28 protein-coding genes and 1 pseudogene are annotated in these 26,106 nt (G+C 49.8%); 24 read left to right on the top strand and 5 right to left on the bottom strand.

Going from position 1 to position 26,106, the window contains the following annotated elements; translation table 11 throughout:
* Positions 1-9: 9 nt before the first annotated feature.
* A complete protein-coding gene (locus JFN88_RS02645) occupies positions 10-1,086 on the bottom strand; it encodes a phosphodiester glycosidase family protein (protein WP_199017736.1) in 1,077 nt (358 codons plus the stop codon).
* The gene (locus JFN88_RS02640) at positions 1,083-1,508 is read right to left on the bottom strand and encodes a hypothetical protein (protein WP_233167345.1); all 426 of its coding nucleotides are present in this window, start codon (positions 1,506-1,508) and stop codon (positions 1,083-1,085) included. The genes JFN88_RS02645 and JFN88_RS02640 overlap by 4 nt, the downstream gene beginning before the upstream one ends.
* 374 nt (positions 1,509-1,882) lie before the next feature.
* Between JFN88_RS02640 and JFN88_RS02635 the strand changes: the two genes are divergently transcribed.
* Both JFN88_RS02635 and JFN88_RS02630 read left to right on the top strand, forming a co-directional pair.
* Positions 1,883-2,905: a methionine ABC transporter ATP-binding protein gene (locus JFN88_RS02635; protein WP_199017735.1), complete on the top strand. Its 1,023-nt coding sequence runs from the start codon at positions 1,883-1,885 to the stop codon at positions 2,903-2,905.
* Positions 2,902-3,561 (top strand): methionine ABC transporter permease, encoded by a 660-nt coding sequence (locus JFN88_RS02630; RefSeq protein WP_199017734.1) that lies wholly within the window; start codon positions 2,902-2,904, stop codon positions 3,559-3,561. Before JFN88_RS02635 ends, JFN88_RS02630 begins: the two co-directional genes overlap by 4 nt.
* A gap of 127 nt (positions 3,562-3,688) precedes the next feature.
* Here the strand turns inward: JFN88_RS02630 and JFN88_RS02625 are convergent, their stop codons facing one another.
* Positions 3,689-5,044, bottom strand: coding sequence for an LLM class flavin-dependent oxidoreductase (locus JFN88_RS02625; RefSeq protein WP_199017733.1), 1,356 nt, complete (start codon positions 5,042-5,044; stop codon positions 3,689-3,691).
* A gap of 233 nt (positions 5,045-5,277) precedes the next feature.
* Here JFN88_RS02625 and JFN88_RS02620 point away from each other — a divergent pair, with 233 nt between their 5' ends.
* From JFN88_RS02620 to JFN88_RS24345, 3 genes and pseudogenes are all read left to right on the top strand, one after another.
* Positions 5,278-6,162 carry a MetQ/NlpA family ABC transporter substrate-binding protein gene (locus JFN88_RS02620; protein ID WP_199017732.1) on the top strand — a complete coding sequence of 295 codons (885 nt, stop codon included), beginning with the start codon at positions 5,278-5,280 and terminating at the stop codon, positions 6,160-6,162.
* Positions 6,163-6,431: 269 nt separating this feature from the next.
* Complete coding sequence (locus tag JFN88_RS02615) at positions 6,432-7,220, top strand: NAD(P)/FAD-dependent oxidoreductase (protein WP_332908422.1); 789 nt, start codon at positions 6,432-6,434, stop codon at positions 7,218-7,220.
* Positions 7,171-7,665: pseudogene (locus JFN88_RS24345) on the top strand (Rieske (2Fe-2S) protein). The gene JFN88_RS02615 and the pseudogene JFN88_RS24345 overlap by 50 nt, the downstream one beginning before the upstream one ends.
* 396 nt (positions 7,666-8,061) lie before the next feature.
* Here JFN88_RS24345 and JFN88_RS02600 read toward each other — a convergent pair.
* Positions 8,062-9,987 (bottom strand): ABC-F family ATP-binding cassette domain-containing protein, encoded by a 1,926-nt coding sequence (locus JFN88_RS02600; protein ID WP_199017730.1) that lies wholly within the window; start codon positions 9,985-9,987, stop codon positions 8,062-8,064.
* 185 nt (positions 9,988-10,172) lie between these two features.
* On the opposite strand from JFN88_RS02600, the gene JFN88_RS02595 reads away from it, so the two are divergent.
* The 11 genes from JFN88_RS02595 to JFN88_RS02545 all read left to right on the top strand — a co-directional run bounded on the left by JFN88_RS02595 (position 10,173) and on the right by JFN88_RS02545 (position 18,235).
* On the top strand, positions 10,173-10,802 hold the full coding sequence (locus JFN88_RS02595; RefSeq protein WP_199017729.1) for a 5-formyltetrahydrofolate cyclo-ligase: 630 nt from the start codon (positions 10,173-10,175) through the stop codon (positions 10,800-10,802).
* 112 nt (positions 10,803-10,914) lie between these two features.
* A complete protein-coding gene (locus JFN88_RS02590) occupies positions 10,915-11,400 on the top strand; it encodes a MogA/MoaB family molybdenum cofactor biosynthesis protein (RefSeq protein ID WP_199017728.1) in 486 nt (161 codons plus the stop codon).
* Between the two features lie 167 nt (positions 11,401-11,567).
* Positions 11,568-11,804 carry a twin-arginine translocase TatA/TatE family subunit gene (locus tag JFN88_RS02585; RefSeq protein WP_199017727.1) on the top strand — a complete coding sequence of 79 codons (237 nt, stop codon included), beginning with the start codon at positions 11,568-11,570 and terminating at the stop codon, positions 11,802-11,804.
* An 87-nt stretch (positions 11,805-11,891) separates the two neighbouring features.
* Complete coding sequence (gene tatC, locus JFN88_RS02580; protein ID WP_199017801.1) at positions 11,892-12,629, top strand: twin-arginine translocase subunit TatC; 738 nt, start codon at positions 11,892-11,894, stop codon at positions 12,627-12,629.
* A gap of 263 nt (positions 12,630-12,892) precedes the next feature.
* The gene (locus JFN88_RS02575) at positions 12,893-13,186 is read left to right on the top strand and encodes a LiaF transmembrane domain-containing protein (protein ID WP_199017726.1); all 294 of its coding nucleotides are present in this window, start codon (positions 12,893-12,895) and stop codon (positions 13,184-13,186) included.
* 24 nt (positions 13,187-13,210) lie between these two features.
* The gene (locus JFN88_RS02570; RefSeq protein ID WP_199017725.1) at positions 13,211-13,885 is read left to right on the top strand and encodes a PspA/IM30 family protein; all 675 of its coding nucleotides are present in this window, start codon (positions 13,211-13,213) and stop codon (positions 13,883-13,885) included.
* Positions 13,886-13,893: 8 nt separating this feature from the next.
* Positions 13,894-14,340, top strand: a complete 447-nt coding sequence (locus JFN88_RS02565; RefSeq protein ID WP_199017724.1) for a PspC domain-containing protein — start codon at positions 13,894-13,896, stop codon at positions 14,338-14,340.
* A gap of 1 nt (position 14,341) precedes the next feature.
* Positions 14,342-15,040 carry a PspA/IM30 family protein gene (locus JFN88_RS02560; protein WP_199017723.1) on the top strand — a complete coding sequence of 233 codons (699 nt, stop codon included), beginning with the start codon at positions 14,342-14,344 and terminating at the stop codon, positions 15,038-15,040.
* Between the two features lie 102 nt (positions 15,041-15,142).
* Positions 15,143-16,141, top strand: coding sequence for a sensor histidine kinase (locus tag JFN88_RS02555; protein ID WP_199017722.1), 999 nt, complete (start codon positions 15,143-15,145; stop codon positions 16,139-16,141).
* Between the two features lie 9 nt (positions 16,142-16,150).
* Positions 16,151-16,801, top strand: coding sequence for a response regulator transcription factor (locus JFN88_RS02550; protein ID WP_199017800.1), 651 nt, complete (start codon positions 16,151-16,153; stop codon positions 16,799-16,801).
* A 372-nt stretch (positions 16,802-17,173) separates the two neighbouring features.
* Entirely contained in the window at positions 17,174-18,235 is a 1,062-nt protein-coding gene (locus JFN88_RS02545; RefSeq protein ID WP_233167357.1) for an RCC1 domain-containing protein, read from the top strand.
* 62 nt (positions 18,236-18,297) lie between these two features.
* On the opposite strand, the gene JFN88_RS02540 is transcribed toward JFN88_RS02545, so the two are convergent.
* The gene (locus JFN88_RS02540; RefSeq protein ID WP_199017720.1) at positions 18,298-19,521 is read right to left on the bottom strand and encodes a family 8 glycosyl hydrolase; all 1,224 of its coding nucleotides are present in this window, start codon (positions 19,519-19,521) and stop codon (positions 18,298-18,300) included.
* A gap of 566 nt (positions 19,522-20,087) precedes the next feature.
* On the opposite strand from JFN88_RS02540, the gene JFN88_RS02535 reads away from it, so the two are divergent.
* The 8 genes from JFN88_RS02535 (at position 20,088) to JFN88_RS02500 (ending at position 25,888) form a co-directional block, all read left to right on the top strand.
* A complete protein-coding gene (locus JFN88_RS02535) occupies positions 20,088-20,375 on the top strand; it encodes a LiaF transmembrane domain-containing protein (protein WP_199017719.1) in 288 nt (95 codons plus the stop codon).
* A 66-nt stretch (positions 20,376-20,441) separates the two neighbouring features.
* Entirely contained in the window at positions 20,442-21,107 is a 666-nt protein-coding gene (locus JFN88_RS02530; protein WP_199017718.1) for a PspA/IM30 family protein, read from the top strand.
* Positions 21,108-21,135: 28 nt separating this feature from the next.
* Positions 21,136-21,525, top strand: a complete 390-nt coding sequence (locus tag JFN88_RS02525) for a PspC domain-containing protein (protein WP_199017717.1) — start codon at positions 21,136-21,138, stop codon at positions 21,523-21,525.
* Positions 21,526-21,530: 5 nt separating this feature from the next.
* A complete protein-coding gene (locus tag JFN88_RS02520; RefSeq protein WP_199017716.1) occupies positions 21,531-22,223 on the top strand; it encodes a PspA/IM30 family protein in 693 nt (230 codons plus the stop codon).
* 198 nt (positions 22,224-22,421) lie between these two features.
* Positions 22,422-23,255, top strand: a complete 834-nt coding sequence (gene kduI, locus JFN88_RS02515; RefSeq protein ID WP_199017715.1) for a 5-dehydro-4-deoxy-D-glucuronate isomerase — start codon at positions 22,422-22,424, stop codon at positions 23,253-23,255.
* Positions 23,256-23,282: 27 nt separating this feature from the next.
* Positions 23,283-24,038 carry a DeoR/GlpR family DNA-binding transcription regulator gene (locus JFN88_RS02510; protein WP_199017714.1) on the top strand — a complete coding sequence of 252 codons (756 nt, stop codon included), beginning with the start codon at positions 23,283-23,285 and terminating at the stop codon, positions 24,036-24,038.
* A gap of 22 nt (positions 24,039-24,060) precedes the next feature.
* The gene (gene kduD / locus JFN88_RS02505; RefSeq protein WP_199017713.1) at positions 24,061-24,816 is read left to right on the top strand and encodes a 2-dehydro-3-deoxy-D-gluconate 5-dehydrogenase KduD; all 756 of its coding nucleotides are present in this window, start codon (positions 24,061-24,063) and stop codon (positions 24,814-24,816) included.
* A gap of 157 nt (positions 24,817-24,973) precedes the next feature.
* The gene (locus JFN88_RS02500) at positions 24,974-25,888 is read left to right on the top strand and encodes a hypothetical protein (RefSeq protein WP_199017712.1); all 915 of its coding nucleotides are present in this window, start codon (positions 24,974-24,976) and stop codon (positions 25,886-25,888) included.
* Positions 25,889-26,106 lie beyond the last annotated feature (218 nt).

Genomic DNA, 26,106 nt, shown 5'->3' with positions numbered 1-26,106 from the left:
TTTAATGGTTCAAGAAAAGAGCAGGAAGTTTGTCGCCAGCTTGCGGAGCGTGCCGTCCGAAGGCTTGTTGATTACTTTCCCATTGAAAACAAGAGTTGATGAGCCGCCGCCATCCAGGTTATAGGCATTGATAGCGCCGTAGCGCTGGAGCAAAATTTGCAGCTCTGCAAGTGATGCGCCTGAATTGCCGCGCTCATCGGCAGCATCCGTGACGAGAAACAGCAGTTGGTCGTCCTTATAGTTGGCAATGACCGTACGGGCAGCCCTTTTCGGGCTTGTCTGCCATTTGGGCGGAATCGTCTGCTTGCTCCCGTCTTTGAGCAGAATAGGCACGAAGGATGCGCCAAACTGGGCCTGTTCCTTGTCCAACTGAGCGCGGCTGTTGTATTTGTTGCCGACCAGCTTGAGATCCTTGTTGATTCCAACGAAGAACAAATCCGAGAATGAAGGCTCAAATCCGTTCACATATTCGCCGTCTACAATCGTCGTACTGAGCGGGTAGCGAGACCCCTTCTGGTCTGCGAAGCCGCCTGCATTGATACCTGCTGCCGCATTCATCCGCTGCACTGCTGCAAGCGTGGTCTCTGCACCGCCATATTTATCATTGCCGAGCGTCATGGACATGGCGTCGCCGGATTTAAGCCTTACCTTTAACGCATAACCTTTGAAGTTCTCAGCGTTTATATAAAAGAGCTGGGCGCGCATCCGATCGGTATCCAATGTCTGTGCCGGCTTTCCAAGCTTGGAGCTGATGCGGTTGTCATAAATTCGAAGCGGTTTCTCTGCCTGCTTGCTGGCCGTTTTGGCGATGGCGCTGACATTCCGATTCGTCTCATTGTAGAGCCAGGCTGTTTTTTTCATTGAAGTGGAAATGCTGGACGCAATACCGTTCGCTTCATCCAGCTTTTCCCCCATCGCTGTGCTTCCGGAGTTGATCGGTTCCGTCGTATAAGCGGGCGGGTCAGGGAATGCGGCCGAAGACAGCTCGACCGTAACCGGGAACCATAAGAGCCAGATCAACATGCCTGCAAATGGGGCGCATGCAAGCAGCCCAAGCCGATTGATGCTTTTGACGTTGATCATCATTTCAGCACTTCCAGATTTTTCTCAAGCTCATTCAGCTTCTTCTTTACTTCGTTAATCTGGGTGTATAGCTTGTTGCTATTGTCGGTTCTGTTACTGGCGTTATCCTTCGTAAAGGTCAGCAGTTCATTCAGCGATTCCACCTTGCTGCCCAAGTTGAGGATTTCATCCGCAAACGATTTTTCCACCGCTTCAATCCGTTCCTCATAATGCTGCTGCATGACCGCAAGCTTGCTTGCCGTCTGAGCCTCCAATTGAGCAGTCAGCGCCCGTTTTGTATGGTCTGTATACCACATAGTTCCGACGACTCCAACGACAATCAGGATTACCCACACACTCAGAAACACATACACCTGGCGCTTGGAAGTACTGCTGCGTTTTCTTCCGTAAGGTTGAGGCGCGTTTGTCTGTAAATCGGTATTCATTGTTTTGCAAAAATCTCCTTTACTCAAATTGCATCCGGGCAGTTGCCGGCCCTCTTTGCTGCACTAATCATGCTTTGCCGAGCCTCTAAACCTGTAAGCAGTTATAAGGCTCCCGATTGAAATCTGTACTAGCTTAGACGGCAAATTCCGAGAAAAGTTGCGGTATGCAAATGGGATCAGGGGTAGCTGTGCGTTTTCTGTCACAAAATGATCCGGTTGGAATACAGACAGACTTTCCTGTAACGGGAATCTTTTACAAAAACTCGGTTTACAATGTATTCCTATAATGTTAGTATGATTTCAATATGATAGGAGAACGAGATCGAGATCGTAAGCGGTTGTTATATTGCTGAAAGGCTGGGAGGGACTGCATCGTGATTGAACTGGTGGATGTATACAAAACGTACAGGCGGGGCGACAGTACCATCGAGGCGCTTCGAGGTGTTAGTTTGAAGGTGGAAAAAGGGGATATATTCGGGGTAATCGGCTACAGCGGAGCAGGGAAGAGCACACTGATTCGTCTGGTGAATTATCTGGAGAAACCTACGAAAGGACAAGTCTTCGTAGATGGTCAGCTTCTAGACCGATATAGTGTCCAGGAACTTCGAAATGTGAAAAAGAAAATCGGTATGATCTTTCAGCATTTTAACTTGCTGGAATCCAAGACGGTCTACGACAATGTTGCGATTCCGCTCGTACTTGTCAAAAAAAGCAAAGCCGAAATCAGACAGCGGGTAACAGAGTTGCTTGATTTCGTCGGGCTGAGCGACAAGGCGGGAAGCTACCCGAAGGAGCTGTCAGGTGGGCAAAAGCAGCGTGTTGGCATTGCAAGGGCGCTTGCTGGCAATCCTACCATTCTGCTCTGTGATGAAGCAACGTCTGCCCTTGACCCGCAGACGACACAGTCCATTTTGGCTTTGCTGAAACAAATCAGCCAGACGTATCCGATCACCATTCTCATGATTACGCACGAGATGGCGGTCATACAGCAAATTTGCAATAAGGTAGCCGTCATGGAGGAAGGTATCATTGTCGAGCAGGGCAATGTGCTGAATGTGTTCGGAAGCCCGCAAAATGAAACCACACGTAATTTTGTCCGAACCGTTATCCGCAATACTGTACCGTCCAGTGTCATTCAGACGCTCAAAGCGGAAGCCAAGCGGAGATTGTTCAAGCTTGAATTTATTGGGCAGTCGGCATCCGAGCCGGTAATTAACGGACTGATTCGCAACTATGACGTTCAGGTCAATATCCTATTTGCCAATATGACGGAGATTCAATCGACGACGCTCGGGAATATGATTATCCAACTGCAAGGAGAGGACCCGGTCATTGATCAGGCTGCCGGTTTCCTGCAGAACCAGGGAGTACATATCGAGGAGGTAGATTCCGTATGATGGATACCACCATTACCGCCAACCAGATTATAAAAGCGTTGCAAGAAACGCTGACCATGGTCGGAGTCTCGCTTTTGTTCGGAGCTCTGCTAGGAGTTCCTCTAGGCATTCTGCTTGTTGTCGCAAGGCCGGGCGGGGTTATCGAGAACAAGACGCTCTATGGAATTTTAAATCCCATCATTAATATTGTCCGGTCGCTGCCTTTTATCATCTTGCTAGTGGCGATTATCCCGTTTACCAGACTTATTGTCCAAACCTCTATCGGTACTAATGCCGCGATTGTTCCGCTGGTCATTTATATCGGACCGTATATTGCAAGACTGGTTGAAAATTCGCTGTTGGAGGTGAATCCGGGCATAGTGGAGGCAGCAGAGTCTATGGGCGCGACCCCGTTTCAGGTGATCTGGCATTTTCTGCTCCCTGAAGCATTTGCTTCGCTAATTCTGACCTTTACCACGGCTACAATTACATTGATCGGAGCTACGGCTATGGCAGGCACGGTAGGGGGAGGGGGCATTGGAGATTTAGCTATTACGTATGGATATCAGCGCTTTGACACTTTTGTTATGATTGTGACAGTCGTCATCTTGCTGATTCTTGTCCAGGGGATTCAGTCATTGGGCAACCGGATGGGCCGGAGGGCCCGCCGGGAATAGCTGAATTGAACAGCAGTCCATTAGACTCCACATGCCTTTAAAATGACAAAGTGTCCGGCAGGCCAAGCCTGCCGGACACTTTGTCGAGCGAACAGCAAATGTAAGGAGTCGCTGAATTCTTGCGGGGCTACAGTGCGTGGCTGGCGTCCAATCTTTGCTTGGTATAGCGGTTTTCCGGGATGGCCAGACCCAGATGTTCGCGCAGCGTAGTGCCTGTATACTCGGTCCGGTAGATACCCCGCTCTTGCAGAATAGGCACAACAAGGTCGACAAAGTCGGTCAGGCTGTCCGGCAAAGCAGGGGGGATAAAGATAAAGCCGTCGCAAGCGCCGTTTTCAAACCAGTACGTTAATGTATCTGCGACCTGTTCAGGGGTTCCCCGCAGCGACCGGTTTGTGGCTACATTGCTGATCCTGGTGTATAGTTCCCCAACAGTAAGATTTTCTTCGCGAATAATTTTTTGAATCAACTCGTAATCACTCTGAATACTGTTGACCTCTCGCCAGGCTACCTCTGTTGCAGGCGTATCCAGACTGTAAGAGGTCAGATCGACGTTCCCGACATAACCGGACAAGAATCGCAGCGCCTGCTCCTGGATAACGGTAGCCTCGAGCTTGTCAGCTTTCTCGTCAGCTTCCTCTTGGGTACGTCCGATAATGGGAGAGATGCCTTGCAAAATAAGAAGCTCGTTCTCCTTGCGTCCGTATTTAGCCATGCGTCCCTTCAATTCTTGATAGTAGCTTCGGGCATCCTCGAACGATTTTTTGTGGCTGAAAATAGCTTCCGCTGTTCTGGCCGCCAATTCCTGTCCGGGCAAGGATGCTCCCGCCTGGAACAGCACCGGATGTCCTTGCGGGGTACGTCCAATATTCAGCGGTCCGCGTACTTGAAAGAACTCGCCCTCGTAATTCAGCAGATGAACTTTGTCGGGATCATAGAATTGGCCCGTCTCCTTGTTGCGGATAAAGGCATCTTCTTCCCAAGAGTCCCACAGCCCCTTCACGACATCAATGAATTCCTCGGCAATCTTGTACCGATCGTCATGAAGGACATGCTCCTTGCGGCTGTAATTGAGTGCGGTAAGCCCCGTGGCATCGGCGGTGGTCACCACATTCCATCCTGCTCTGCCCCCGCTGATAATATCAACTGAGGAAAATTGGCGGGCCAAATTATAAGGCTCGTTATAAGTAGTAGAGGCTGTGGCTACAACCCCGATATGCTTAGTTGCTCCGGCGATCGCCGTGATGAGTACCGTAGGATCGAAGCGGTTCAGAATTTGTGAATGTGAATTTTCATCAATCGCTAGACTATCTGCAATAAAGACGGCATCGAGCAAGCCTCTTTCCGCTTCCAGAGCGATTTTCTTGTAAAAGTCGACATCGATGCTGGCATCGGCCTGGGCTTGCGGGAGGCGCCAGGAGCCGATATGCATACCAGTTCCTACAGTGTAGAGTCCGATTTTGATTTGTCGGGCAGCAGACATGGATTTCATCCTTTCTGTATATAGCTAAAGTGTCAATAAACATAGTTATTTAATTGGTTTACTCAGCTTAATTTGAGACTTATAATACATCAGATTCAGGTGGAAATCAATTCCTCATTTGAATAAAAAATGATTGACATTCATTGTAAAGCTGTTATGATCTTAATAAATCTTATATGGTTACTTGGTTTTATGGGTATTTTAACCAAATTCAATGGTGAGGGGGTCTTCAAATGGGCAAGCAGTTCCGGCACGGCAAGCTTTTATTAACGGCATTTATTGTATTGGCCGCTGTTTTGGTTGTATCGGCATGCAGCAACAAGGGGACAGGCTCAGGAAGCGAAAATTTTCTGAAAGTAGGCACGACAGACATACAGGCAGACTTGTGGAATTTCATCCGGGATGAAGCCAAGGGCGAGGGGCTGAACATCGAGGTTGTCACGTTGACCGGGCAGGTGGATCTCAACCAGTCGCTTGCCGACGGAGATTTGGATGCCAATGCTTTTCAGCATATTGCCTATTTGACAAGCTGGAACGGTATTCATAAAGCTTCGCTGGTTGCGGCAGACACGACGATTATTGCGCCGCTTGGCATCTATTCGAAGAAAATCCAAGATATCAAGGATATTTCTCAAGGCGCTAAAATCGCAATTCCAAACGACCAGACAAATTTGGTCCGGGCTTTGAAGCTGCTGGAATCGGCCAATCTGATCAAGCTTAAGGACGGCTTTGATTCTGCAAAGGGCGGCGTGGATCAAATTGCGGATAACCCTCATAAGCTTGACATACTTACCGCACAAAGCGGCATGCTTCCAAGGGTGCTTGAGGACGTAGAGGCGGCGATTATCAACAATGGGGTGGCTCTGCAGGCAGGCTATAAGCTCAATTCATCCCTCTACCATGAAAATGAGGCCGATACCGCCTACATAAATGTAGTCGCTACAAAAGATACGATTCTGAAGGACAAGGCGGAGGCATTCAAGAAGCTGAATAAAGTGCTTCATTCGCAGAAGGTTAGCGACTATATTCAGCAAAGATATGAGGGGAACTTTATCCCTGTAACCCGCACAGTTGAAGATGTCGTGGAGACGTTCAAAAAAGAAAACGGAACGCCATAGATGAGAGAAACCAGATAAGCGGCAAAATAAACGATAGTTAGTTATAGGCCTCCTTAGTCTGTATGGTTGGATACCATGCAAGACTAAGGGGCTTTTTTGTTTTCGCCTGCCGCAAGACAAAAATCAAATTCTTGTGAATACCCAAGCTTGGGCATACGACCGCAAAAATTACGGCTCAGCACGACCTGATTTACGATGAATTCATTCGTCACTTTGGTACCGAACAGGCGAGGCTGTATTACGAAGCAAACCATCAGGCACTCCAATGGATGAAGGAGCTCATCCGGCGGGAACGCATCGACTGTGACTTCCAGGAGCAGGATGCTTACCTGTATACAACTTCCGGGAACATGACCAGCAAGTTGGAACAGGAATTTCGAGCCTACGAAAAGCTTGGCATTCCAGGCTCTTATGTAGACCGTGTACCGCTTGATTCGCTTGGAGTACGTGCGGCTGTCGTGATGCCCGACCAGGCTCAGTTTCACCCGCTGCGATATTTGCGATATTTGCTTGGAGAATTTGCTGCCCTGGGCGGACAAATCTATGAGCAGACAGAAGCGACAAGCGTTGAGAGCGGGGACCGCCCTCAGGTGCTGACAAAAGAAGGCCATCTGGTAACGGCGCGCTACGTCGTGGCGGCCACACATTATCCGTTTCATGAAGGAATAGGACTTTATTTTGCCAGGATGCATCCAGAGAGATCGTATGTGATCGCCTGTCCTCTACTGGATGAGCAGCAAGATTATGCTGGCGGAATGTATTTAAATATCGATGAGCCGAAGCGCTCAGTGCGCAGCGTCCAGATCAGCGGGAAGAATGCTTTGCTGATCGGAGGAGAAAGCCATCAGACGGGCCAAGGCATTTGTACTCACCGCCACTATGAAGCGATTCAGCAGTTTGCGCAGCATACATTTGGCCTGAACCATATCGCGTACCGATGGTCGGCGCAGGATCTGATTTCACTGGACAAGCTGCCTTATATCGGTCCTGTAACGGCAGGCAATTCGCGTGTTCTTATTGCGACCGGTTACCGGAAATGGGGCCACAGTTGCCGCTAATTTGCTTAAGGACTATATTACAGAGAGAGCGGATGGAAATTCTTACCGGGAATTGTTTGCCCCTTCCCGTTTTCATGCGGATCCCAGCCTGAAGACACTAATCGTTGAAACCAGCGATGTTGTCAAGCATCTGGTGAAAGGCAAGCTGGAATGGCCGAAAACACGGCCCGAGCAGGTTGGTCCTGACCAGGGCGCTGTAGTTACAGTGAATGGCAGCCGTGCAGGGGCTTACCGCGAACCAAACGGCAAGCTGCATGTATTGAATACGACATGTACCCATATGGGCTGCGAAGTAGAATGGAATGAAGGAGAACGTTCCTGAGATTGCCCGTGCCACGGGTCAAGGTTTTCCTTTGAAGGCGAGGTGCTGGATGGCCCGGCCAAAAAGCCGCTGTCACGAATCGATTATATGGAGACAACAGTCAGCGAGCTGGAGAGGAAGTAACGCCAAATACAGGTGTAGACAAGTTTATGCACATATTCAGAGGTTTCTGTGGATAACAAGAGTTTACCCGCAGTGTATCTGGATGAACACTATTATGCAAATGGGGATAATTATTTCACAGATTCTATGTTGAAATTGTGGATAATGTGAATGAATTTGTGGAGTACTAACTTTTTTCGACATAAAAATGAAAAAAACGCGGTAAATTCATATATTTTACGCTGTTAATATCGACAGAATTGCCTAAAAACTATCCCTTGTCTGTGGATAATCCTGTGGAAAAGGTGGATAGTCTAAAATAACTGCTAAAATGCAACAACCGCCGATCAACCAAATGGTTGATTCAGGCGGTTGTGATACACATAGGGCCAAATCTTTCGTTTTGTCAGGACAGTATTAAGCCAACAGTTCTTCCCACGCTTCGTAATGGGCTCCAAGCTCGGATTTTTTTTGGTCCAATTCCGCTTGAAGCTGCTGGACAAGCACGTAATTATTATAAACATCCGGCTCGGTAAGCTGCGTCTCCAGAGCGGTAATTTCCGACTCCAGCTCCGCAATGTTTTGCTCCAGTTGCTCCAGTTTGCGCTGTTTTTGGCGCTGGTCCTTCTTCGCCTGCTTGTCGATCTCATAGTTGGAGGCCGGTGCGGCTGCAGCTTTCACGCTATCCTTCCCTGAGGCTTCTCCCTCCTCGCGAAGCTCGGAAAGTTCCTGCTTTTTCTCCAGCATGTCGTCATAATTGCCGAGAAAATGCAGCATGCCCTGCGGCGTCAGCTCCACAATCCGCTCAGCCATTTTGTTAAGAAAGTAGCGGTCATGGGAAATGAAGAACAGCGTCCCTTCAAAATCAACCAGTGCCGACTCCAATACCTCTTTGCTGAACAGGTCCAGGTGGTTCGTCGGCTCGTCGAGAATGAGTACATTCGCTTCCAGCAGCATCAGCTTGGAAAGCGAGACGCGAGCCTTCTCTCCGCCGCTGAGCGCGGATATTTTCTTCTTGACGTCTTCCCCGCTAAACAGGAAATTGCCGAGGACCGTACGAATTCTCGCTTCCTCCAGATGTGGATAAGCGGTCCATACTTCCTCCAGCACGGTGTTGGCCGGATTCAATCCTGTCTGCTCCTGGTCATAGTAGCCAAGCTTGACGTTGGAGCCCCATTTAATCGAGCCCTGGCGCGGTGTCATTTCTCCGATCAAAGCCTTGAGCAGCGTGGACTTGCCCATCCCGTTCGGACCGATAAGGGCGACGGTCTCACTGCGTTGGAGTTGGAAAGCGACATGTTCAAATAATGGCTTGCTGCTGCCCGGGAAAGAAATGGAGAGCTGCTGGACATCGAGCACATCCTTGCCCGTCTGCCGCTGAATGTCGAAGGAGAAGCTGGCTTTTTTCAAATCTCCCATCGGCTTGTCCAGACGTTCCATCTTCTCCAGCGTTTTGCGCCGGCTCTGGGCGCGCTTGGTAGTAGAGGCGCGGACGATATTTTTCTGAATGAAGTCTTCCATGCGGGCAATTTCATCCTGCTGCTTTTCAAACTGTTTCATCGCAGCCTCATATTCGCTCGCTTTGATTTCAATGTAACGGCTGTAATTGCCAGTATAGCGCTTGGCCGAATTGCGTTCGATTTCAACAATGGCTGTCGCCAGCGCATCCAGGAAAAAGCGGTCATGGGACACCACCAGCACAGCGCCGGAATAACCGCGCAAATAATCTTCCAGCCATGTTAGAGTTGGAATGTCCAGATAGTTGGTCGGCTCGTCGAGCATAAGCAGGTCTGGCGCCTGCAACAGGATGCGGGCGAGTGCCAGTCTTGTTTTTTGTCCGCCGCTTAGGGTGGAGATGACGGTATCCGGCGCGAAGCCCCCAAATCCCATCCCATGCAATACGCTGCGGATTTTGGTCTCAATCTCAAAGCCGCCCTGCTGCTTGAACCACTCGGAACGGGTTGCATAACGCGAGAGCAATTCTTCATACTGCTGCTGTTCTTCATGAAGCCCGGGATCGGCAATTTGCCGCTCCATCTCTCGCAGTTCCTGTTCGGCTGCGATTAATTCTGCAAAGACGGCGCGCATTTCTTCCATTATGGTGCGTGAGGAGGTCAGGCCGCTGTTTTGGGCGAGATATCCGATTTTAGTTTCTTTAGCTTTGTAAATCGTTCCAGAATCAGCCGACAGCTCGCCAGCGATAATTTGGAGCAGCGTCGATTTGCCCGCACCGTTGACGCCTACGAGTCCGATACGCTCACGGGGCTGGATTTGGAAGGAAATATGGGATAGCACAGCTTTCACGCTGTAGCTTTTGGATAGATCGGAAACTTGAAGAAGCATAGGAACCTCCGTAAAAAAGATGTCTGTATACAGTTTACATGAATTTGCATGGAAGCGCGATACAAAGTGGAGAACGGAAGCAAATAGAAATTGTATCTAATGGATTCATGAACAAGTTGGCGAATCGGGCGTACAGTGGTAAACTAAGAGCAGCAAAAAATGAAATTACTGGAGAATATAAAGCAATGAATAATAAAGCGGCTCTCAAAGACAAGCAGGAGCTGCGCCGCCGGATGGCGGCTATCAGGGACAAGCTTGCAGGAGAAGAGCGCAGACGGCTGTCGGCCCTGATCGGGGCAGAGGCGGCCCGGTGGCTTGCGGACAACAATATTCGCTCTATGATGGCGTATGTATCCTTTCGCTCAGAGGTCGACACGACGCCATTGATCGATTGGGCTTGGTCGGAGGGGATCGCGCTTGTTGCGCCGCGCTGCATCCCTTCAACAAAGGAAATGATTTTGTACCAACTGACTGGTTGGAATCAGCTGCAGACCGGAGCTTACGGCATCAGAGAGCCGAATCCCGGCCTTGCCGCAGCATGGGACCCGGAGCGGATGCCCGAAGCGGTGCTGGTCCCTGGCCTTGCTTATGACCTTCAAGGAGGCAGACTTGGTTATGGGGGCGGCTACTACGACCGTTTCTTCGAACAAGCTGTATACCAGACTTCAGCAGGTGGAAGGGTGCCGTATTGGCTAGGTCTGTCCTTTGAAGCTCAACTGGTAGCGGATGGCCGAATTCCGGGCGAGCCGCATGATATCAGATTGGATGCGGTGTTCACCGAGCGCGGCGCATATCCTTTGAAATCAAGGAAATAGATCATTTTTCCGCAAAACAAAGCTTTTGTCGGTTAAAGGACGGCAAAGCCGTTTACTCTTGGAAGACAGGAGACGCGCTGCCTTATGACATTCTAGGGACGGAGGGTTGCTTATGCAGTGGAAGGTAGCGATTTTAACGGCAAGCGATAAAGGCTCGCGCGGCGAACGTGAAGATACGAGCGCTCAAGTGATTCGGGAACTGGTAGAGGAGGAACTCACCGGCATAATCGTGGACTACCGTATTGTTCCAGATGAACAGGATGAAATTACGGCAGCCCTGATTGAGATGATCGATTATTATCAGGCGGATCTGGTGCTGACAACCGGGGGAACCGGACTTGCCTCTCGTGATTGGACACCGGAGGCAACCCGCCGGGTCATCGACCGCGAGGTTCCGGGCATGGCAGAGGCGATGCGCTTTTACGCGATGCAAAAAAACCGGAGCTATATGCTGACGCGCAGCATATGCGGTATTAGGGGACAATCCCTGATCGTGAACTTGCCCGGCAACCCGAAGGGGGTTCATGAGTGTCTGATGGCCATTATGGATCAGCTCCCGCAAGCGCTCCGTATGTTGTCTGGACTGCCCGGGGAATAATAAGGCTCACGGACAAACAATTGTCAGGAAATAGACTATAGATGCAAGCCTGGTTATGCTATAATGAATCCGATTAAATGGACTGTGCAAGTAGATACTTGTCTGACAGTCCATGTTCTTGTTATTAAAGAGATCTGATATAGAACAATCACAAGGAGGATACGCTCATGTTTAGCAATTTAGGAGCACCCGGCATTATCCTGCTCGTCATTCTGGCGCTGCTTTTGTTCGGGCCGAACAAGCTCCCGGAGCTTGGACGTGCATTCGGCAAGACACTTCGGGAATTCAAGAACGGCGCAAAAGACATTATGGATGACAGCTCGAAGCCGGAAACCAAGGAGCCTGGCCGTGTTGAGGTTTCTCAGGCCGAGCAGCAGCAGGCCAGCAAGAGACTTCCGGACTAAGCTAAAGGCGCGGGTACTGTTCAGGAAGGAGGAACTCTCAGGTTGGGTCAGCGGGATACGGATGAGCAAGTCAAAAAGGAAGGCATTATGCCGATTCTCGAGCATATCGGAGAGCTTCGCAAACGGCTGATCGCCGTCCTTTTTGTTTTTGTAATCGGCCTTGTTATAGGTGTTGTTGTTGCCAAGCCGGCCTATGATTTCTTGATGAGCCGGGAGCCGCTTAACGGCTTGCCGCTCCACACGTTTTCATTATGGGACGGGATCGGCATTTATATGAAATTCGCCATGGTGATCGCTTTGGTGCTGACACTGCCGTTTACCTTTTTTCAGATCTGGGCGTTCGTGAAGCCGGGTCTTGGAGGACAGGAGCAGAAGGCGACGCTGAAATATATTCCGTTTACGGTTATCATGTTCGTGATTGGTCTGGCATTCTCTTATTTCGTCGTATTTCCGATGGCTTATTACTTTACGACAGAGGTTGCACGGCAGTTGAACCTGATCGAAACCTACGGCGTCATTCAGTATTTGACGTTCATGTTCAATATTATTATACCGATTTCCTTGCTGTTTGAGCTGCCGATAGTCATTATGTTTCTGACCAAGCTCAGAATTCTCAATCCATTGCTTCTCAAGAAAAAGCGCAGAATTGCCTATTTTGTGATGGTGCTTACCGGGACGCTGATTACTCCGCCGGATGTCATCTCAGATATAATGGTTGCCGTACCGCTAATTATTTTGTATGAATTCAGCGTGTTTCTGTCATCGAGAGTATATCGCAAGCAGTTGGAGCAGCAGGCGAAATGGGAAGAGGAATTCAGTTCATAAGGCGTGTCCTAAGATAGGCGGCAAGTCTGCTGCCCAGAGGACCGTCTTTTTTTATCCTTCAATTGCTGCTTGAATCGGATAGCAGCGTAAGAATCACGTTTATAGTTGTTTCCGTCCAATGTCCGGATTTGCCCCGACTTAAGTCCAGGTGCAAAAACCGCCGCAAGTCTGTTTTGAAATCACCCGATTCCAACTAAAATAAGAACATAAGGTTGAACTGGTGAAACTGAATTTATTATTAGACGAAAGGTGGTGGAAGGCAGATGAATAACAAAACGCTGGTGGGTGTCGTTCTTGTACTTCTGGGTGGCTTGTTTGCACTCAAAATTATCGGAATTACCTTGGCTCCATTAATGAGTTTGGTCTTCCCGTTTATCCTGATCGGTCTTGGAGCGGTGGGGCTTAAAAACAACAAGCCTATCATTGGTACAGGCATGATTGTGGTCGGTGTGCTGATGGTTATGGCCAAGCTGCACGGACTTATGCTGCTGATTGCGGCCATTGTATTGATCGTATGGGGAGTCTCGATGTTTAAAGGAAATAAAAGGGTATATTAGTCCTAAAGGGATGGAGGGCAAGCGATGAGTATTATTCGGCGGGTACGTGATATCACAATAGCAACCTTGAATGAGCGGCTTGAGAAAGCTGAGGACCCGGTAAGGCTGATTGACCAGTTTCTCTGGTCGACCCGGGAAGAAATTATTCACGCCGAGCGGCTGTATCAGCAATACAGCTCACACGGCACGCACCTAAGAGAGCAATGGCTTCAGGCCGAGCATCAAAAGGATAAGCGCGAGCAGCAAGCGATAACGGCGCTCAAGGCTGGCGAGGAGCATGTGGCCCGGCTGGCCCTTCAGGAGAAGCAGGCGCATGACCAGCGGGCCGTTCAATATAAAGAGCTTTACGAGCAAAGCCGGCAAAATATTCTGGAGCTGGAAGAACATCTGCAGGAGCTGCGCAGCGAATACCAGACCGTGTACGATAAGCGCGAGTATTACTCCGCCAGAATGGAATCGCTCAGATTGCAGCAGCGCATGAACGCCAGATACGCCGGTAGCCCGGGTTACGGACAAAACCCGGACGGAATATTCCGCCGTCTTGAGGAGCGGATCAGCGGCCTTGAATTCGAGGCAGGAAGTCTGAAGGAATTGCGCCGCAGCGGCAAGCAGATTATGCATGAAGTGCAATCCGGTTTGCAGAATACCATTGAATATGAATTACAGCAGTTGAAACGCAAACTTGAACAGAAAGGGTGACTCCAAGGATGAAGAAATTGTACCGCTCAACCCGGGACAAAAAGCTTCTCGGTCTATGCGGCGGCGTAGCTGAAATGTTGAATATTGACGCTACATTGCTGCGGGTGCTGTTTATCGTTGCCGTCATCTTCTCCAGCGGAACACTGATTTTCGTCTATATCCTGGCCGGACTGGTCGTGCCGAAAGAACCGCCTTTCTACAATAATTATGATGATCGCGGCTACGGCGGAAGCTACAACCACGGACCTTCTTCCTATAATGACCAAGGCGGATATTACAATCCTGGACACGGGCCATCAAGCGATGCGAACTGGCAGAACGTGCCGCCACGCGGGCAGTCAAAAAAAAGTTCCGATCTGGACGATATGATGAATGATATTGAGAAAAAAGCAATGCGCAGAGAATTGGATGAGCTTCGTGCGAAACTAGCCAAGCTTGAGAAGGAGGAAAAATAGTATGGGTATCTTTAAACGGATGAAGGATATGACGAAAGCGTCCCTGAATGAAATGCTGGATAAACTGGAAGATCCGGTTGTCATGCTGAACCAGTATTTGAGAGATATGGAGGCCGAAATTCATGAGGCCGAAGTGACCGTTGCCAAGCAAATGGCTAATGAGCGTCGAATGAGACAGCGTTATGAAGAAGCAGTACGCAGCACAATGGAAAGAGAAAGCAAAGCGGAGCAAGCGATTCGTTCGGGACATGAGGATCTGGCCCGCAAGTTGTTGGAGGAGAAGCTCTATTTTGACCAAAAGATCACCGAGTACGGCGATATGCACGCGGAAGCCAAATCCCAGGCTGATGATCTGATGGCACAACTGCACAGCATGAAGGAAGAGTTCTATCAGCTTCGCAACAAGCGCAATGAGCTTTCGGCCCGCGCCCAAATGGCAAAGGCGAAAAAACAAATATCCAGTATAGGCGGCCATTCTTTGGAGAGCGGCAATGCTACCCGCGGCTTCAGCCGGATGGAAGAGAAGATTATACAACTGGAGGCCGAGGCGGATGTGATGAGAGCGCCAGGTCTGTATTCCTCGAGAGCAAGCGCTCCAAGCGCAGTTGACTTGGAGAAGAAGCTCCAAATTGAGGAGCAGCTCGCAGCATTGAAGTCCAGAATCGCTCCTCCTCCTGCTGCTAAGAGCGAGGAACAATAAATAAGGAATAGATACAGGCAAGCTGTATGCTCCAGAATCGCTCCTGCAAAAGCGTTTCGGGCATGCGGCTTGTCTTTAAGATTGTAGGCGGGAGGGGAGCATATGGCAGATAATAAAACGGAGGACAAGGCGCCTTACCGAATCAGCCGGCAGACGATTGAAACCTTGCTGTGGCTGTTGGTCATTATCGGCTTGCTCGTCCTGGTTCTGCAAGCGATGGGCTACCTGAGCTGGTTCCAACTGCTGCAGGGCAAGGCCGCTGCCTTTGGACTGGCTGTGATCGGGATAGCTTTGGCGGCAGGAGCTGTGTACAGCTATCTGCAAGGTCTCAAGCTGAAGGAGACGATCAAACGGCTCACCGAGCAGCAATCCCGCAGATTCAGAACGGTTACCCTCGTTTCCGATGATCCGGCAGAGCAGAATCAGCAGCCGGATGAGGAGGAACAGATTTGGCAGGAAAAAGTGAAGTTTACAGCCGTCATTGAAGAGCGTCAGCGTCTGGCGCGCGAGCTTCATGATGCGGTCAGTCAGCAGTTATTCGCGATATCGATGACAGCAACAGCCGTGGGGCGCACGATAGATAAGGATTTTGAGCGGGCCCGCCGCCAGGTAGAGCTGATTGAGGAGATGGCCTCCGTCGCCCAATCGGAGATGCGCGCGCTGCTGCTTCACTTGCGTCCGATTCATCTGGATGGCAAAAATCTGGCTCAGGCGCTAGGCTCCCTGCTGGATGAGCTGCGGCAAAAGGTGCCGATGGATATCAAGCTGGATATGGACCCTGGGATCACTCTGATGCCTGATGCGGAGGATCATCTGTTCCGAATTTTTCAAGAGTCGTTGTCCAACACCTTGCGCCATGCCAAGGCAACTGCCATGGAAATCCGGTTGTTCCGATACGGGAAGCAAATTCACCTGACGCTGAGAGATAACGGGGTGGGATTTGACCTTGAAGCCAAGAAGCAAACTTCTTATGGACTGCTTACCATGGAGGAGCGCGTTCATGAGATGGGAGGTACGATGAAGCTGCAGTCGGCTCCGGGAGAGGGGACGACCATCGAAATTTGGATACCGGCTTTGACCGATGAGAGGGGAAGCGAATAGAGAATGGAGATGCAGCAACCGATAAAGGTGCTGCTGGTCGATGACCACGAAATGGTGCGCATCGGTCTGGCAGCGGTGCTTGATACAGAGGATGGAATTGAAGTCGTAGGCGAAGCCAGCAACGGCCAGGATGGCATTCGGATGGCTCAGGCTTACAAGCCGGACATTGTCCTGATGGATTTGGTCATGGAAGGCATGGACGGGGTGGAGACGACGAAGAAGTTGTTGGAGCTATATCCGGAATGCAAAGTTATCGTACTGACCAGCTATATTGACGACAGCAAAATGTATCCGGTCATTGAGGCGGGCGCTTTCAGCTATCTGCTGAAAACGTCGCGTGCCGGGGAAATCGCGGATGCCATCCGCGCCGCGGCACGAGGCCAGTCTGTACTGGAATCGCAGGTAGCCGCCAAGATGATGAACCGCTTCCGCCAGCCGCAGACGCCAAAGCAAAAACCGCCGCATGAAGATTTGACGGAACGCGAAATGGATGTGCTGCAGCGGCTTGCGGAAGGCAAATCCAATCAGGAGATTGCCGACGAGCTGTTTATCGGAATTAAGACCGTTAAATATCATATTACGAATATATTCTCCAAGCTGGGTGTGGATGATCGCACACAGGCTGCTATTTATGCCCATAAGCATGGATTGGCAGACTAAGTGCGCCAGGGGAATGGACATAACGAAGACGGCCTGAGGGCCGTCTTTTCTCAAAATATAAGCATTTATCAAGTTCCCTTTGTAAATGAGCTTATATTTCACCACGAAACGAAGTTTTGCCCGTCAAAGGATGGCAAAGCGGTTTACGCTTGTGAGACTTTAACATTCAGTAGTGGGGAATAAAGATAGAAGCTACTGTTGTCATAAACACATATTGCTCGGAGTGCCCCGATTATCACAACATATAAGCACAACTAGTTTCGGAAAAATTTTTTAAAAAAAGGGCACAACTCTGAAACTTTCTCAATCAGATTTCGTCCAATATATGGAATCGCTCGATGAGAAAAAAAGGAGTTGTTGAGCTTGAATACCATGTTTAGAAATTTTTCAAAACCCTGGCGCGCAGCGGTCGCGGGCGTCCTCCTGCTTGCTGCGTTTAGCCTAGTGGCAGGCAGTGTAAGTGCGAGCAATACGCCTGGTAAAGATAAGTCGCCGCAATATTTGACTCATTTTAAGTCCATTGCCGCCGGGAGGTATCATGCTCTGCTAGTTAGTATTAATGGGAATGTGTGGGACTGGAATGTTGAAACGGAAAAAGCGCAGTTAGTTCCGGGCATTAAAGATGTGGTCGAGGTTGCCACTTACCTGAACCGGAATGTAGCCTTGAAGAAGGATGGGACGGTCTGGGAATGGGGACTCAGCAATGATATTTCATGGGGTTCCATTAAGGAAGAGATCCGCCGCCCGCGGCAGGTGAAAGGGCTCTCTGACATTACTGCGATTTCATCCGGGTACGGCTTCCTGGCGCTCTCCAAGGCTGGGAGCGTATACGCATGGGATGATAGCAAGTCCGAGGCGGCTCAACTTGAAAAATTGTCCAACGTGAAAAAGATTTCCGGAGACAGTCAGGTGCTGCTGAAGGACGGGACCGTCTGGAGAGAGCCGGACCTTGAGGCAATTATCGATATTGCAGCAGGCGATATGGATGAGCTTGTTCTCAAGAAGGATGGAACCGTATGGATGAAGTTTGAGGAGGGCCGCTCCAATTACTTTGGACAGTTCGGCAACGGCACGAATACGGACCCGGATAGTCCAGGTTGGTATAGGGTGCCTGGCTTGGAGCGTGTCACCTCTATTTATGCAGGGTGGGATCACTTCTTTGCCCAGGATGAGGATGGGGTTACCTGGGGTTGGGGGAAAAATCGCGAGGCCCAATTGGGAACTGGTTCAACCGATCAGCAGAATAGCCCGGTCAAGCTTGTCAAAGTCAAAAATATGGTTCGTCTTGCAGCAGGAGATGTCTTCTCCCTGTATATGAAGAAAGACGGTACGGTGTACAAAATGAGCAATTATGGCAGGTCATTCATTCCAAATTACAATGAGGCCGCGAGTCTGTCGCCGCAACAAATTAGAATTCCGATCAAGCAGAAATAAATGTTATTGTGACAATCCTGCATGCAGAAGAGACGCCGGCAATGTGCCGGCGTCTTTCTTTATTAATACGTCCACCAGTTGCCTGACATTACAATCAACGAGAACAGCTTGATGCTTTCTTCGTAGTAACCTTCTGTCGAAGCGTTCACCGTATAATTCCATACGGAGTTAAGCCAAGTCTGATTGTTCGAGGAGATCATCGCGCTCACGCCGAATGGCGCGTAGAAGGCGCCGCTATTGTAATTGACCAGCGCAGTTCCGTTCAACTGGTACCCTGCTTTGATGTTGGCCGGGTTATTGCTTGTGGTGGATTTGATGAAATTATTCAACGAGGTTAATTGATTGAATGCCCGGTTGTCCCCGGTCAACAGATAATCTGTGGCAATACGCCAAGGCGTACGGGCCGAATTATAGTAGTACCGGCCGTCATTGGCGCTCTCCAGGAAGTTCGGACCAGCCGGCTGATAATTGCTTCCCGAGAGTACGACGAAGTCAGGCAATAATCCGGTTGAAGAGCTGTAGCCGTTATAAATGGAATTAATAATCGTATACGTTTTGTTCGTGACACTATTCCATTTGTTATCGTTAGTTGCCGCCTGAAAGGCCTTGAGGTGGTTCAACATGAAATCCGATGGCCGTGTAGCGGTATTGTAGTTGCCGCTAGTTGCCCAGTCGCCTAGCCGGAGTGTCCATTGAGCCTGATTGACATCATTGCTCATGATGGCATTGATGATATTTTTGGCAGCCTGGAGGTAATTGATTGCTCCGTTGCTGCCCCATTGCCGGTCTGCCAAAAGCAGCGAATAGGCGATGTCCATATCGCCATCCGTGGCTGAATTTGGACCGTCTACATTTTGAAAGCTGCTGTTTTGCTTCCAGGCCATCAGGAAAGAATTATTCGTGCTTGGGTGTGCCCGGTAATAGCGGTACAAGCCGTCAAAGTAAGTCCGGGCATTTGTATCGTAGCCTGCCATTATGACCGACAGAATCATGCCATAGCCGTGAGCCTCAGAGACGGTTTCGCCCGCCGAATTATATTTTACATAATATTGTCCTGACAAAGCCGGACTTAAATAAGCATTTTTCCAACTGTTCCATTTGTTCTTTACTGCATTATCCAGGGCAGTCTGGGTTACATGATTAGGCTTGATTGAGCCTGCTGTATACGTTGTATGCTGTGGGAATGGCTTGTTGTTGGCAAAGGACATCCCCGCAGGAACCATTAACATTACCGCGCAAAACATGAGCAAGCATTTGCGAACCATTGATTTTCGATGAATCTTCATTTCAATTTCGCTCCTCTTCTGGTTTGAATTAGGAATCCCAAGGTATGTACGCGCTTACAATCAAATCCGCGTCGGCAGGCATCACCTCCCTTCAATTTTTTAAGGAATTCATGTACCTGGAACTGGGGTAGCCGGAGTGTGAGACGACATTCCGCTGGTTCGACAGGATGAAACTGAATGTGGGTTCTACAGACAAATCAGACATAAACATTCATGTTGGGAAGCCTCTGGTCAGGCAGCGATGATACGGCAGGTTCGGATGGACTCAAGGCGGCGTGTCTGGTTCAGGAAAGAAAGTAGAGGAAAATGATCGAGTAATCGGATGTCTAAAATAAATGCGCTTTCATTATAACATGGCTGGCACGCTTTCTCTACCAGACTTTTACTTTCCTTGTAGCAGACCAGGTTCGATGAAATCCGACAGGCTCCGCCTTAAGGTCAGCTCAAACCCCGACCTAAAGCTAGGTTGAAAAACCGCCGCAGGTCTGTTCTGGCAAATCGCATTTCGATCTACAATAAGGACATAAGCAATCGAGAAAAAAATATGAGAGGCGGTGAAGAGAGGCATGAAGGAAAAAACTTGGATCGGTATTTTGCTCGCAGTGGTTGGGTTGTGGATTTTGCTTCCGATAATCGGGGTGACGATTGGCTGGCTGTTCAGTCTGCTGTTCCCGCTTTTGCTCATCGGAATCGGGGTTGTTGGCTGGAGGAACAACAGCAAGGTCATTGGAGGGGCGTTCCTTGCGGTAGGCGCTGTACTGCTGCTGGCTAAGCTTTCAAAGATCCTTTTTCTGATATTGGCGGTGTTGCTCGTTCTTTGGGGAGTATCGTTGTTGACGGGGAAAAGATATTAAGCATGATAACCAACCTGCTGAACGCAGCCATATAACGATATTGGAGCAGAAAGGAAGGAGTGGACTATGAGCATATTGCGCAGAGTACGGGACATCACAGTGGCGTCCTTGAATGAAAGGCTGGACAAGGCAGAAGATCCGGTTAAACTAATCGACCGGTTTCTGGCTTCGACGAAAGAAGAGCTGGTAAAGGCAGAGCAATTGTTTCGGGAATGCTCCACGCATTCGATTCAGTTGAAGCGCCAATGGCTGCAAGCGGAGCAGCAGAAGGAACAGCGTGAGCGTCAGGCAGTCACAGCGCTTCAGTCAGGAGAAGAAGAACTGGCGCGGGCAGCGCTGCTGGACAAGACGACACATGATGAGCGTGCCAGCCAGTACAAGGAGCTTTATGAGCAAAGCAAAGGCACGTTGATCGAGCTGGAAGACCGGCTGGCAGAGTTGAAGGGCGAATATGATGAGGCTGTCAGCAAGCGGAGCTATTATACCGCCAGAATGGAATCACTCAGGTTGCAGCAAAGACTGACTCAGCGGAGCAGCAGCTTGCATGGCGCAAGTCCGGACAACATGTTCCGGCAACTGGAGGAACGCCTATCGGATCAGGAGTTGGAGGCGCAGAGCCTGCGCAAGCTCAGACAGCAGGAAGTATCTCCGGGCATCCGGCTAAGCCCCGAGAAGCAGCCGCAGGTCGATCTGGAGCTTGCGCAGCTGAAGAAAAAATTGAATCTGGAATAAAGAGACAACAAGGAGGATGGAGTGGAATATGGAGAAGCTCTACCGTTCGAGGCGAAACAAAATGATCAGTGGGATTTGCGGCGGACTGGCTGATCGGTTCAACTTCGATGCAACCTTGATTCGAATACTAGTTGTAGTAGGAACTATAGTTACCAGCGGAGGATTGCTGATCGTATATCTGCTCTCAACCTTCGTAATTCCGAAAGAACCGAATCTGTACGACAATGCGTATGAGCCGGCAAGAACTCAATGGGACCATTGGGACCCGCAGCCTGCAACCTCATATAGCGGTTATGGCACTGGTTCTGTGGCGGCTTATGATGCAGACGCAGGAATGAATGACCTGGAAAAAGCAGCTCTTCGCAGAGAGTTGGATCAATGCCGCTTCAAAATTGCTCAATATGAGAAGGGAGAATGAAAACGATGGGAATCTTGGGAAGAGTGAAAGATATGACAAAAGCGACGCTGAACGAGGTGCTGGATAAAATCGAAGATCCGGTCATTATGCTGAATCAATATGTCCGCGACATGGAAGGAGAGGTTCAGGCGGCTGAGGTTACGGTTGCCAGGCAAATGACCCACGAGCAGCAAATGAAGAACCGCTATGAGTCTGCTGTTCAGAACGCAGTTGAAGCGGAAGCGCGCGCTGAACAGGCTGTGATTGTCGGGGATGAGGATGCTGCCCGCAAGTATCTGGAAGAGAAGCTGGCCTATGACCAGCAGACGGAGCAATTCTATGGCCTGTACGAGCAAAGCAAGGCGCAAGCTGAGCAGCTTCGGGTTGAACTGGAGCAAATGAAAGGCGAGCTTCAGGCATTGCGCGCCAAGCGTACCGATCTGGCTTCCCGTGCCCAGGCTGCCAAAGCGAAGCAGCAGCTTGCGCAAGGAACGGTCAATCACACGATTGAAGGAGGCGGCGCCGTCCGCGGCTTCTCCCGAATGGAGGAAAAAATTATGCAGCTTGAGGCTGAAGCGGAAGTTTCCCGCTTCCCTGGTCCTGGAGCATTCGCGCCAGCCTCCCCTGCAGCCTCCCGTGATCCATTAAAGCAGGCTCAAGTCAATGAGCAGCTTGAGGCGCTCAAGCAGAGGCTTGGCGCAGCAAGAGAGGAAAAATAAGAGGGCTGAATTTCGGCCCCTTCATGCAAGGCCGTTCCGATTGGATTATGCGGGACGGCCTTGTATTTTTGCAATACGTTTACTCTAGCATAAATAAATTGGAGTACGGCATGTTCTGAAAAAGTTCTTTTATGTTTGTTTGTGTGATGTTATACTTTAAACGAACATAAACATACTATTCAGGAGGTTTTCTTACCCATGGAAATTCGTCACGCCACTAATCCTACAGATGTCAAGACGTACACGACTGAAAGACTGAGGAAGGATTTTCTGATTGAAAACTTGTTTCAGACAGGCAAAGTTACGATGGTGTATACTCATTATGACCGGATGATTGTCGGCGGCGCCGTTCCTGGGAACGAGCCTTTGGAAATTGAAGCTGGCGATGCTTTGAAAACGGATTATTTTCTTGAGCGCCGCGAGATCGGACTGCTGAATGTTGGCGGCGGAGACGCTGTCATTACGGCGGACGGGGAATCGTATGAGCTTGGCAAGCTGGACGCGTTATATGTGGGCAAGGGAGTCAGACAATTAATTGTGAGCAGCAAGGATCAAGCGAATCCGGCCCGAATCTATTTCTGCTCTTCACTAGCGCATGCCACGCTGCCGACCCGAAAAGTGCTGATTAGCGAAGCGAATCCGCTTCATCTCGGTTCCATCGAAACCTCTAATGAAAGAACAATTTATCAATATATTCATGCCGACGGCGTACAAAGCTGCCAGCTCATGCTGGGGGTTACTCGCTTCAAGCCCGGCAGTGTATGGAATACAATGCCTGCGCATCTCCACGACCGCCGGATGGAGGCGTATCTGTACTTTGATATGAAGGAGGAGACGCGCGTGTTTCATTTCATGGGCGAGCCTTCAGAGACGCGGCATCTGGTAGTCGGCAATGAGCAGGCTATTATATCTCCGCCGTGGTCTATCCATTCGGGAGCGGGTACAAGCAGTTATACGTTCTGCTGGGCAATGGCGGGAGAAAATTATACCTTTAAGGATATGGACGTCGTCCCGATGGCGGACCTGAAGTAGCCTATACAGATTTGGGAGGAATCATTCATGCTGGCTGCACAGCGACATCGCATTATTATAGAGCGCCTTGAGAAGCAGGGAAGCGTCAAGGTTTCCGAGCTCAGCGCAAGCTTTCAGGTGACGGAGAAGACGATCCGTGAGGACCTGGAGAAGCTCGAGGAAAAAGGGCTACTGAAGCGCACTCACGGTGGCGCTGTGCTGGAGGCAGAGAGCGACGACAGCCTGCTGCCGCTCATGATTCCCAATATTCGCAACGGACAAGCCAAGGCGGCGATTGCCGAGCAGGCGGTCCGCTTTATTGAGCCGGGCGATATTATCGCGCTTGATGCGGGCAGCACGACGCTGGAAATTGCCAGGCGCGTCAAGAATATGCCGCTTACTGTGCTGACCAATGATTTGCTTATTATTCGCGAACTGGCTCTCAAGGAGCAAATTCGACTTGTCGTCCCCGGCGGTTACAGACATCATAATTTGCTAATCGGGGGCGAGGAGCTGGAGTGGGTCAGCAAGCTGAATGTGCATAAGCTGTTTCTGTCCACAACAGGCATTCACCTGGAGTACGGTTTGACGATTTTTACGGAGGAGCTGGCCAGGCTCAAGAAAGTGTATATGTCCTGTGCAAAGCAAATTTTTTGTGTAGCCGATCATAGCAAGTTTGACAAAGGCGCGTTGATTACCTTTGCGAGCTTGAGGGAAGTGGACTGCTGCATTACCGATAGCGGGCTTAGCGATGAACTGCTGGCCAAATACGAAGGACAAGCAGCAAAACTGATTCGGGCTTGATAGCCTAAGGAGAGTTTGATACATGAGCTTATTTGATTTGACGGGGAAAACAGCAGTCATTACCGGAGCAGGCCGCGGACTTGGCAAGGCTGTTGCACTAGGCCTCGCCGAAGCGGGAGCGAATGTGGCGCTGGTGACCAACAGCACACCGGCTGATGACTTGAAGCAGGAGATTACAGCTCTTGGGAGGAAGGCAATTACGATTCAGGCCAACGTCGGGGATCAGAGCCAGCTTCCAGGCATCATCACGCAGACGCTGGAGCAACTCGGACGAATTGATATTTTGGTCAATAATGCGGGAATTATTCGGCGTACGCCTGCGGCGGACCATACCTTCGAGGATTGGCAGGAAGTTCTCGACGTCAATTTGAATGCGGTCTTCACGCTTTGCCAACTGGCAGGCAGGGAGATGATCGCTCAAGGATCGGGCAAAATTATTAATATCGCGTCGATGCTTTCCTTCCAGGGCGGAATTAATGTGCCGGGTTATACAGCTAGCAAGCATGCTATTGCAGGCTTGACCAAGGCGTTGGGCAATGAATGGGCGGCCAAGGGCGTGCAGGTTAATGCCATTGCTCCGGGCTACATGAGTACAGACAATACCGAAGCGCTGCGCGAGGACCCGGTTCGCAGCCGGCAAATACTTGACCGCATCCCGGCCGGCCGCTGGGGCGAACTTTGTGATATGAAAGGTCCGGCCGTCTTCCTCGCTTCCTCTGCGAGCGATTATATGAATGGGCATGTGCTGTGTGTCGATGGCGGCTGGATGAACCGATAATAAAGGGCGACATGGCTTTTGGAGGATTCATATAGACCAGGAGCCTATATCTCCTTATGTGTAATTACGCTCATTCTGTCTAAAAGTGAAAAATTTTGTAGAATAAAGGAAAAACCTTCCTCATGTCGAATTGCCTTAATGAAGGGGATGGTTACATTTGAAAAAGATAGCTACTTTACTTTTGGCATTATCCGTTGTTTTTAGTATGGCAGGCTTAGCAGCAGCGGCATCGAAGAACACCAAAGTCGATGTTCAGGTGAATCAGCATTTGATCAAACTGGACGGCAAGGCTTATCCGGCAAATGTTCTTCTCTACAAGGGTACGCCCTATCTTTCGATCAGGGAAGCCGGGAAGCTGTTTGATCTGGATGTTAATATTTATCAGAAGACGGTCTATATCGGTCAGTTGCCGGCCGGAGAGGTTCCTGATGCTGTTGTTGACAAATGGTTGGCTGCCGACAAGTCTGCTCAAAACAAAAAAGTCGTTTTGCTGCCTAAGGTCAAGGCAAAAACTGAGGTCGTGCTAAACGGTTATACGATCAAGCTGCACGGCATCGAGCTTAAAGCAGATACAGTTGAGTATAAGGGAACGACGTTTGTGTCGTTGAAATCGGCAACTACCATACTCGAGGTTCCGCTCGTCTACCATAGCCGTTCCTCCACGTATTATGTCGGGAAAGTTCCGAAAGAAATCGAATACTCATTGAAGAGTCCTTTATACGCAGAACCGGCCGGAGGCAGCAATAAAGGCTGGCAAGTACTGAGAGGACATGAATATGAGAAATCGACTCGGATTCTGTTCCAATACAACGGTCGCTATATGACTGTGAAGACGGAGGACGTCCGGAAGGTGGACATGAATAAAAAAATTACCTGGACCGATTCAACAGGCAAAAAAAGAACCAATACCGTCCGGGAGATTTACCGTTTGTTTGCAGAATTTAGCGGTCCGTATACATCGGATTACTTCTATAATACCTTTGGCGATCTGTATGCGGACTGGTTAGGCGCAACTGCAATTAACGCGGATGGTCTGGTAGAGGATTATTTGAAGGGTACAGGTAAAATGTAGCGTTTTTAGGCTTCTCGGAAGTGACTTTTACTTCTTGAGGAGCCTTTTAAACTTGCTTGTCGTTCCTTGCAGGCACTAAAATAGAAAATAGAGGGCTCAACCTGAAAATGAGTGGTTGACATAGAGGAGAGAGCAGCGATCGGAAGAATCCTCTGCTACGCAGTGTCCCCTCCACCTAGTGGTCAACCACTAATTTTGGTTTTGAGCCAAATAGAGAT

Source organism: Paenibacillus roseus (assembly GCF_016424485.1).
GTDB lineage: Bacteria > Bacillota > Bacilli > Paenibacillales > Paenibacillaceae > Paenibacillus_D > Paenibacillus_D roseus.
This window is presented reverse-complemented; position numbering and strand designations above follow the sequence as displayed.

Excerpts from the sequence above, each read along its gene's own strand:
- JFN88_RS02545 (WP_233167357.1), top strand. The coding sequence starts at position 17,174 with ATGTTTAGAAATTTTTCAAAACCCTGGCGCGCAGCGGTCGCGGGCGTC.
- JFN88_RS02620 (WP_199017732.1), top strand. The coding sequence starts at position 5,278 with ATGGGCAAGCAGTTCCGGCACGGCAAGCTTTTATTAACGGCATTTATT.
- JFN88_RS02560 (WP_199017723.1), top strand. The coding sequence starts at position 14,342 with ATGGGTATCTTTAAACGGATGAAGGATATGACGAAAGCGTCCCTGAAT.
- JFN88_RS02525 (WP_199017717.1), top strand. The coding sequence starts at position 21,136 with ATGGAGAAGCTCTACCGTTCGAGGCGAAACAAAATGATCAGTGGGATT.
- kduI (WP_199017715.1), top strand. The coding sequence starts at position 22,422 with ATGGAAATTCGTCACGCCACTAATCCTACAGATGTCAAGACGTACACG.
- JFN88_RS02585 (WP_199017727.1), top strand. The coding sequence starts at position 11,568 with ATGTTTAGCAATTTAGGAGCACCCGGCATTATCCTGCTCGTCATTCTG.
- JFN88_RS02625 (WP_199017733.1), bottom strand. The coding sequence starts at position 5,044 with ATGTCTGCTGCCCGACAAATCAAAATCGGACTCTACACTGTAGGAACT.
- JFN88_RS02510 (WP_199017714.1), top strand. The coding sequence starts at position 23,283 with ATGCTGGCTGCACAGCGACATCGCATTATTATAGAGCGCCTTGAGAAG.
- JFN88_RS02520 (WP_199017716.1), top strand. The coding sequence starts at position 21,531 with ATGGGAATCTTGGGAAGAGTGAAAGATATGACAAAAGCGACGCTGAAC.
- JFN88_RS02535 (WP_199017719.1), top strand. The coding sequence starts at position 20,088 with ATGAAGGAAAAAACTTGGATCGGTATTTTGCTCGCAGTGGTTGGGTTG.
- JFN88_RS02595 (WP_199017729.1), top strand. The coding sequence starts at position 10,173 with ATGAATAATAAAGCGGCTCTCAAAGACAAGCAGGAGCTGCGCCGCCGG.
- JFN88_RS02555 (WP_199017722.1), top strand. The coding sequence starts at position 15,143 with ATGGCAGATAATAAAACGGAGGACAAGGCGCCTTACCGAATCAGCCGG.
- tatC (WP_199017801.1), top strand. The coding sequence starts at position 11,892 with ATGCCGATTCTCGAGCATATCGGAGAGCTTCGCAAACGGCTGATCGCC.
- kduD (WP_199017713.1), top strand. The coding sequence starts at position 24,061 with ATGAGCTTATTTGATTTGACGGGGAAAACAGCAGTCATTACCGGAGCA.
- JFN88_RS02640 (WP_233167345.1), bottom strand. The coding sequence starts at position 1,508 with ATGAATACCGATTTACAGACAAACGCGCCTCAACCTTACGGAAGAAAA.
- JFN88_RS02590 (WP_199017728.1), top strand. The coding sequence starts at position 10,915 with ATGCAGTGGAAGGTAGCGATTTTAACGGCAAGCGATAAAGGCTCGCGC.
- JFN88_RS02600 (WP_199017730.1), bottom strand. The coding sequence starts at position 9,987 with ATGCTTCTTCAAGTTTCCGATCTATCCAAAAGCTACAGCGTGAAAGCT.
- JFN88_RS02575 (WP_199017726.1), top strand. The coding sequence starts at position 12,893 with ATGAATAACAAAACGCTGGTGGGTGTCGTTCTTGTACTTCTGGGTGGC.
- JFN88_RS02530 (WP_199017718.1), top strand. The coding sequence starts at position 20,442 with ATGAGCATATTGCGCAGAGTACGGGACATCACAGTGGCGTCCTTGAAT.
- JFN88_RS02565 (WP_199017724.1), top strand. The coding sequence starts at position 13,894 with ATGAAGAAATTGTACCGCTCAACCCGGGACAAAAAGCTTCTCGGTCTA.
- JFN88_RS02615 (WP_332908422.1), top strand. The coding sequence starts at position 6,432 with ATGAAGGAGCTCATCCGGCGGGAACGCATCGACTGTGACTTCCAGGAG.
- JFN88_RS02630 (WP_199017734.1), top strand. The coding sequence starts at position 2,902 with ATGATGGATACCACCATTACCGCCAACCAGATTATAAAAGCGTTGCAA.
- JFN88_RS02570 (WP_199017725.1), top strand. The coding sequence starts at position 13,211 with ATGAGTATTATTCGGCGGGTACGTGATATCACAATAGCAACCTTGAAT.
- JFN88_RS02540 (WP_199017720.1), bottom strand. The coding sequence starts at position 19,521 with ATGAAGATTCATCGAAAATCAATGGTTCGCAAATGCTTGCTCATGTTT.
- JFN88_RS02645 (WP_199017736.1), bottom strand. The coding sequence starts at position 1,086 with ATGATGATCAACGTCAAAAGCATCAATCGGCTTGGGCTGCTTGCATGC.
- JFN88_RS02550 (WP_199017800.1), top strand. The coding sequence starts at position 16,151 with ATGCAGCAACCGATAAAGGTGCTGCTGGTCGATGACCACGAAATGGTG.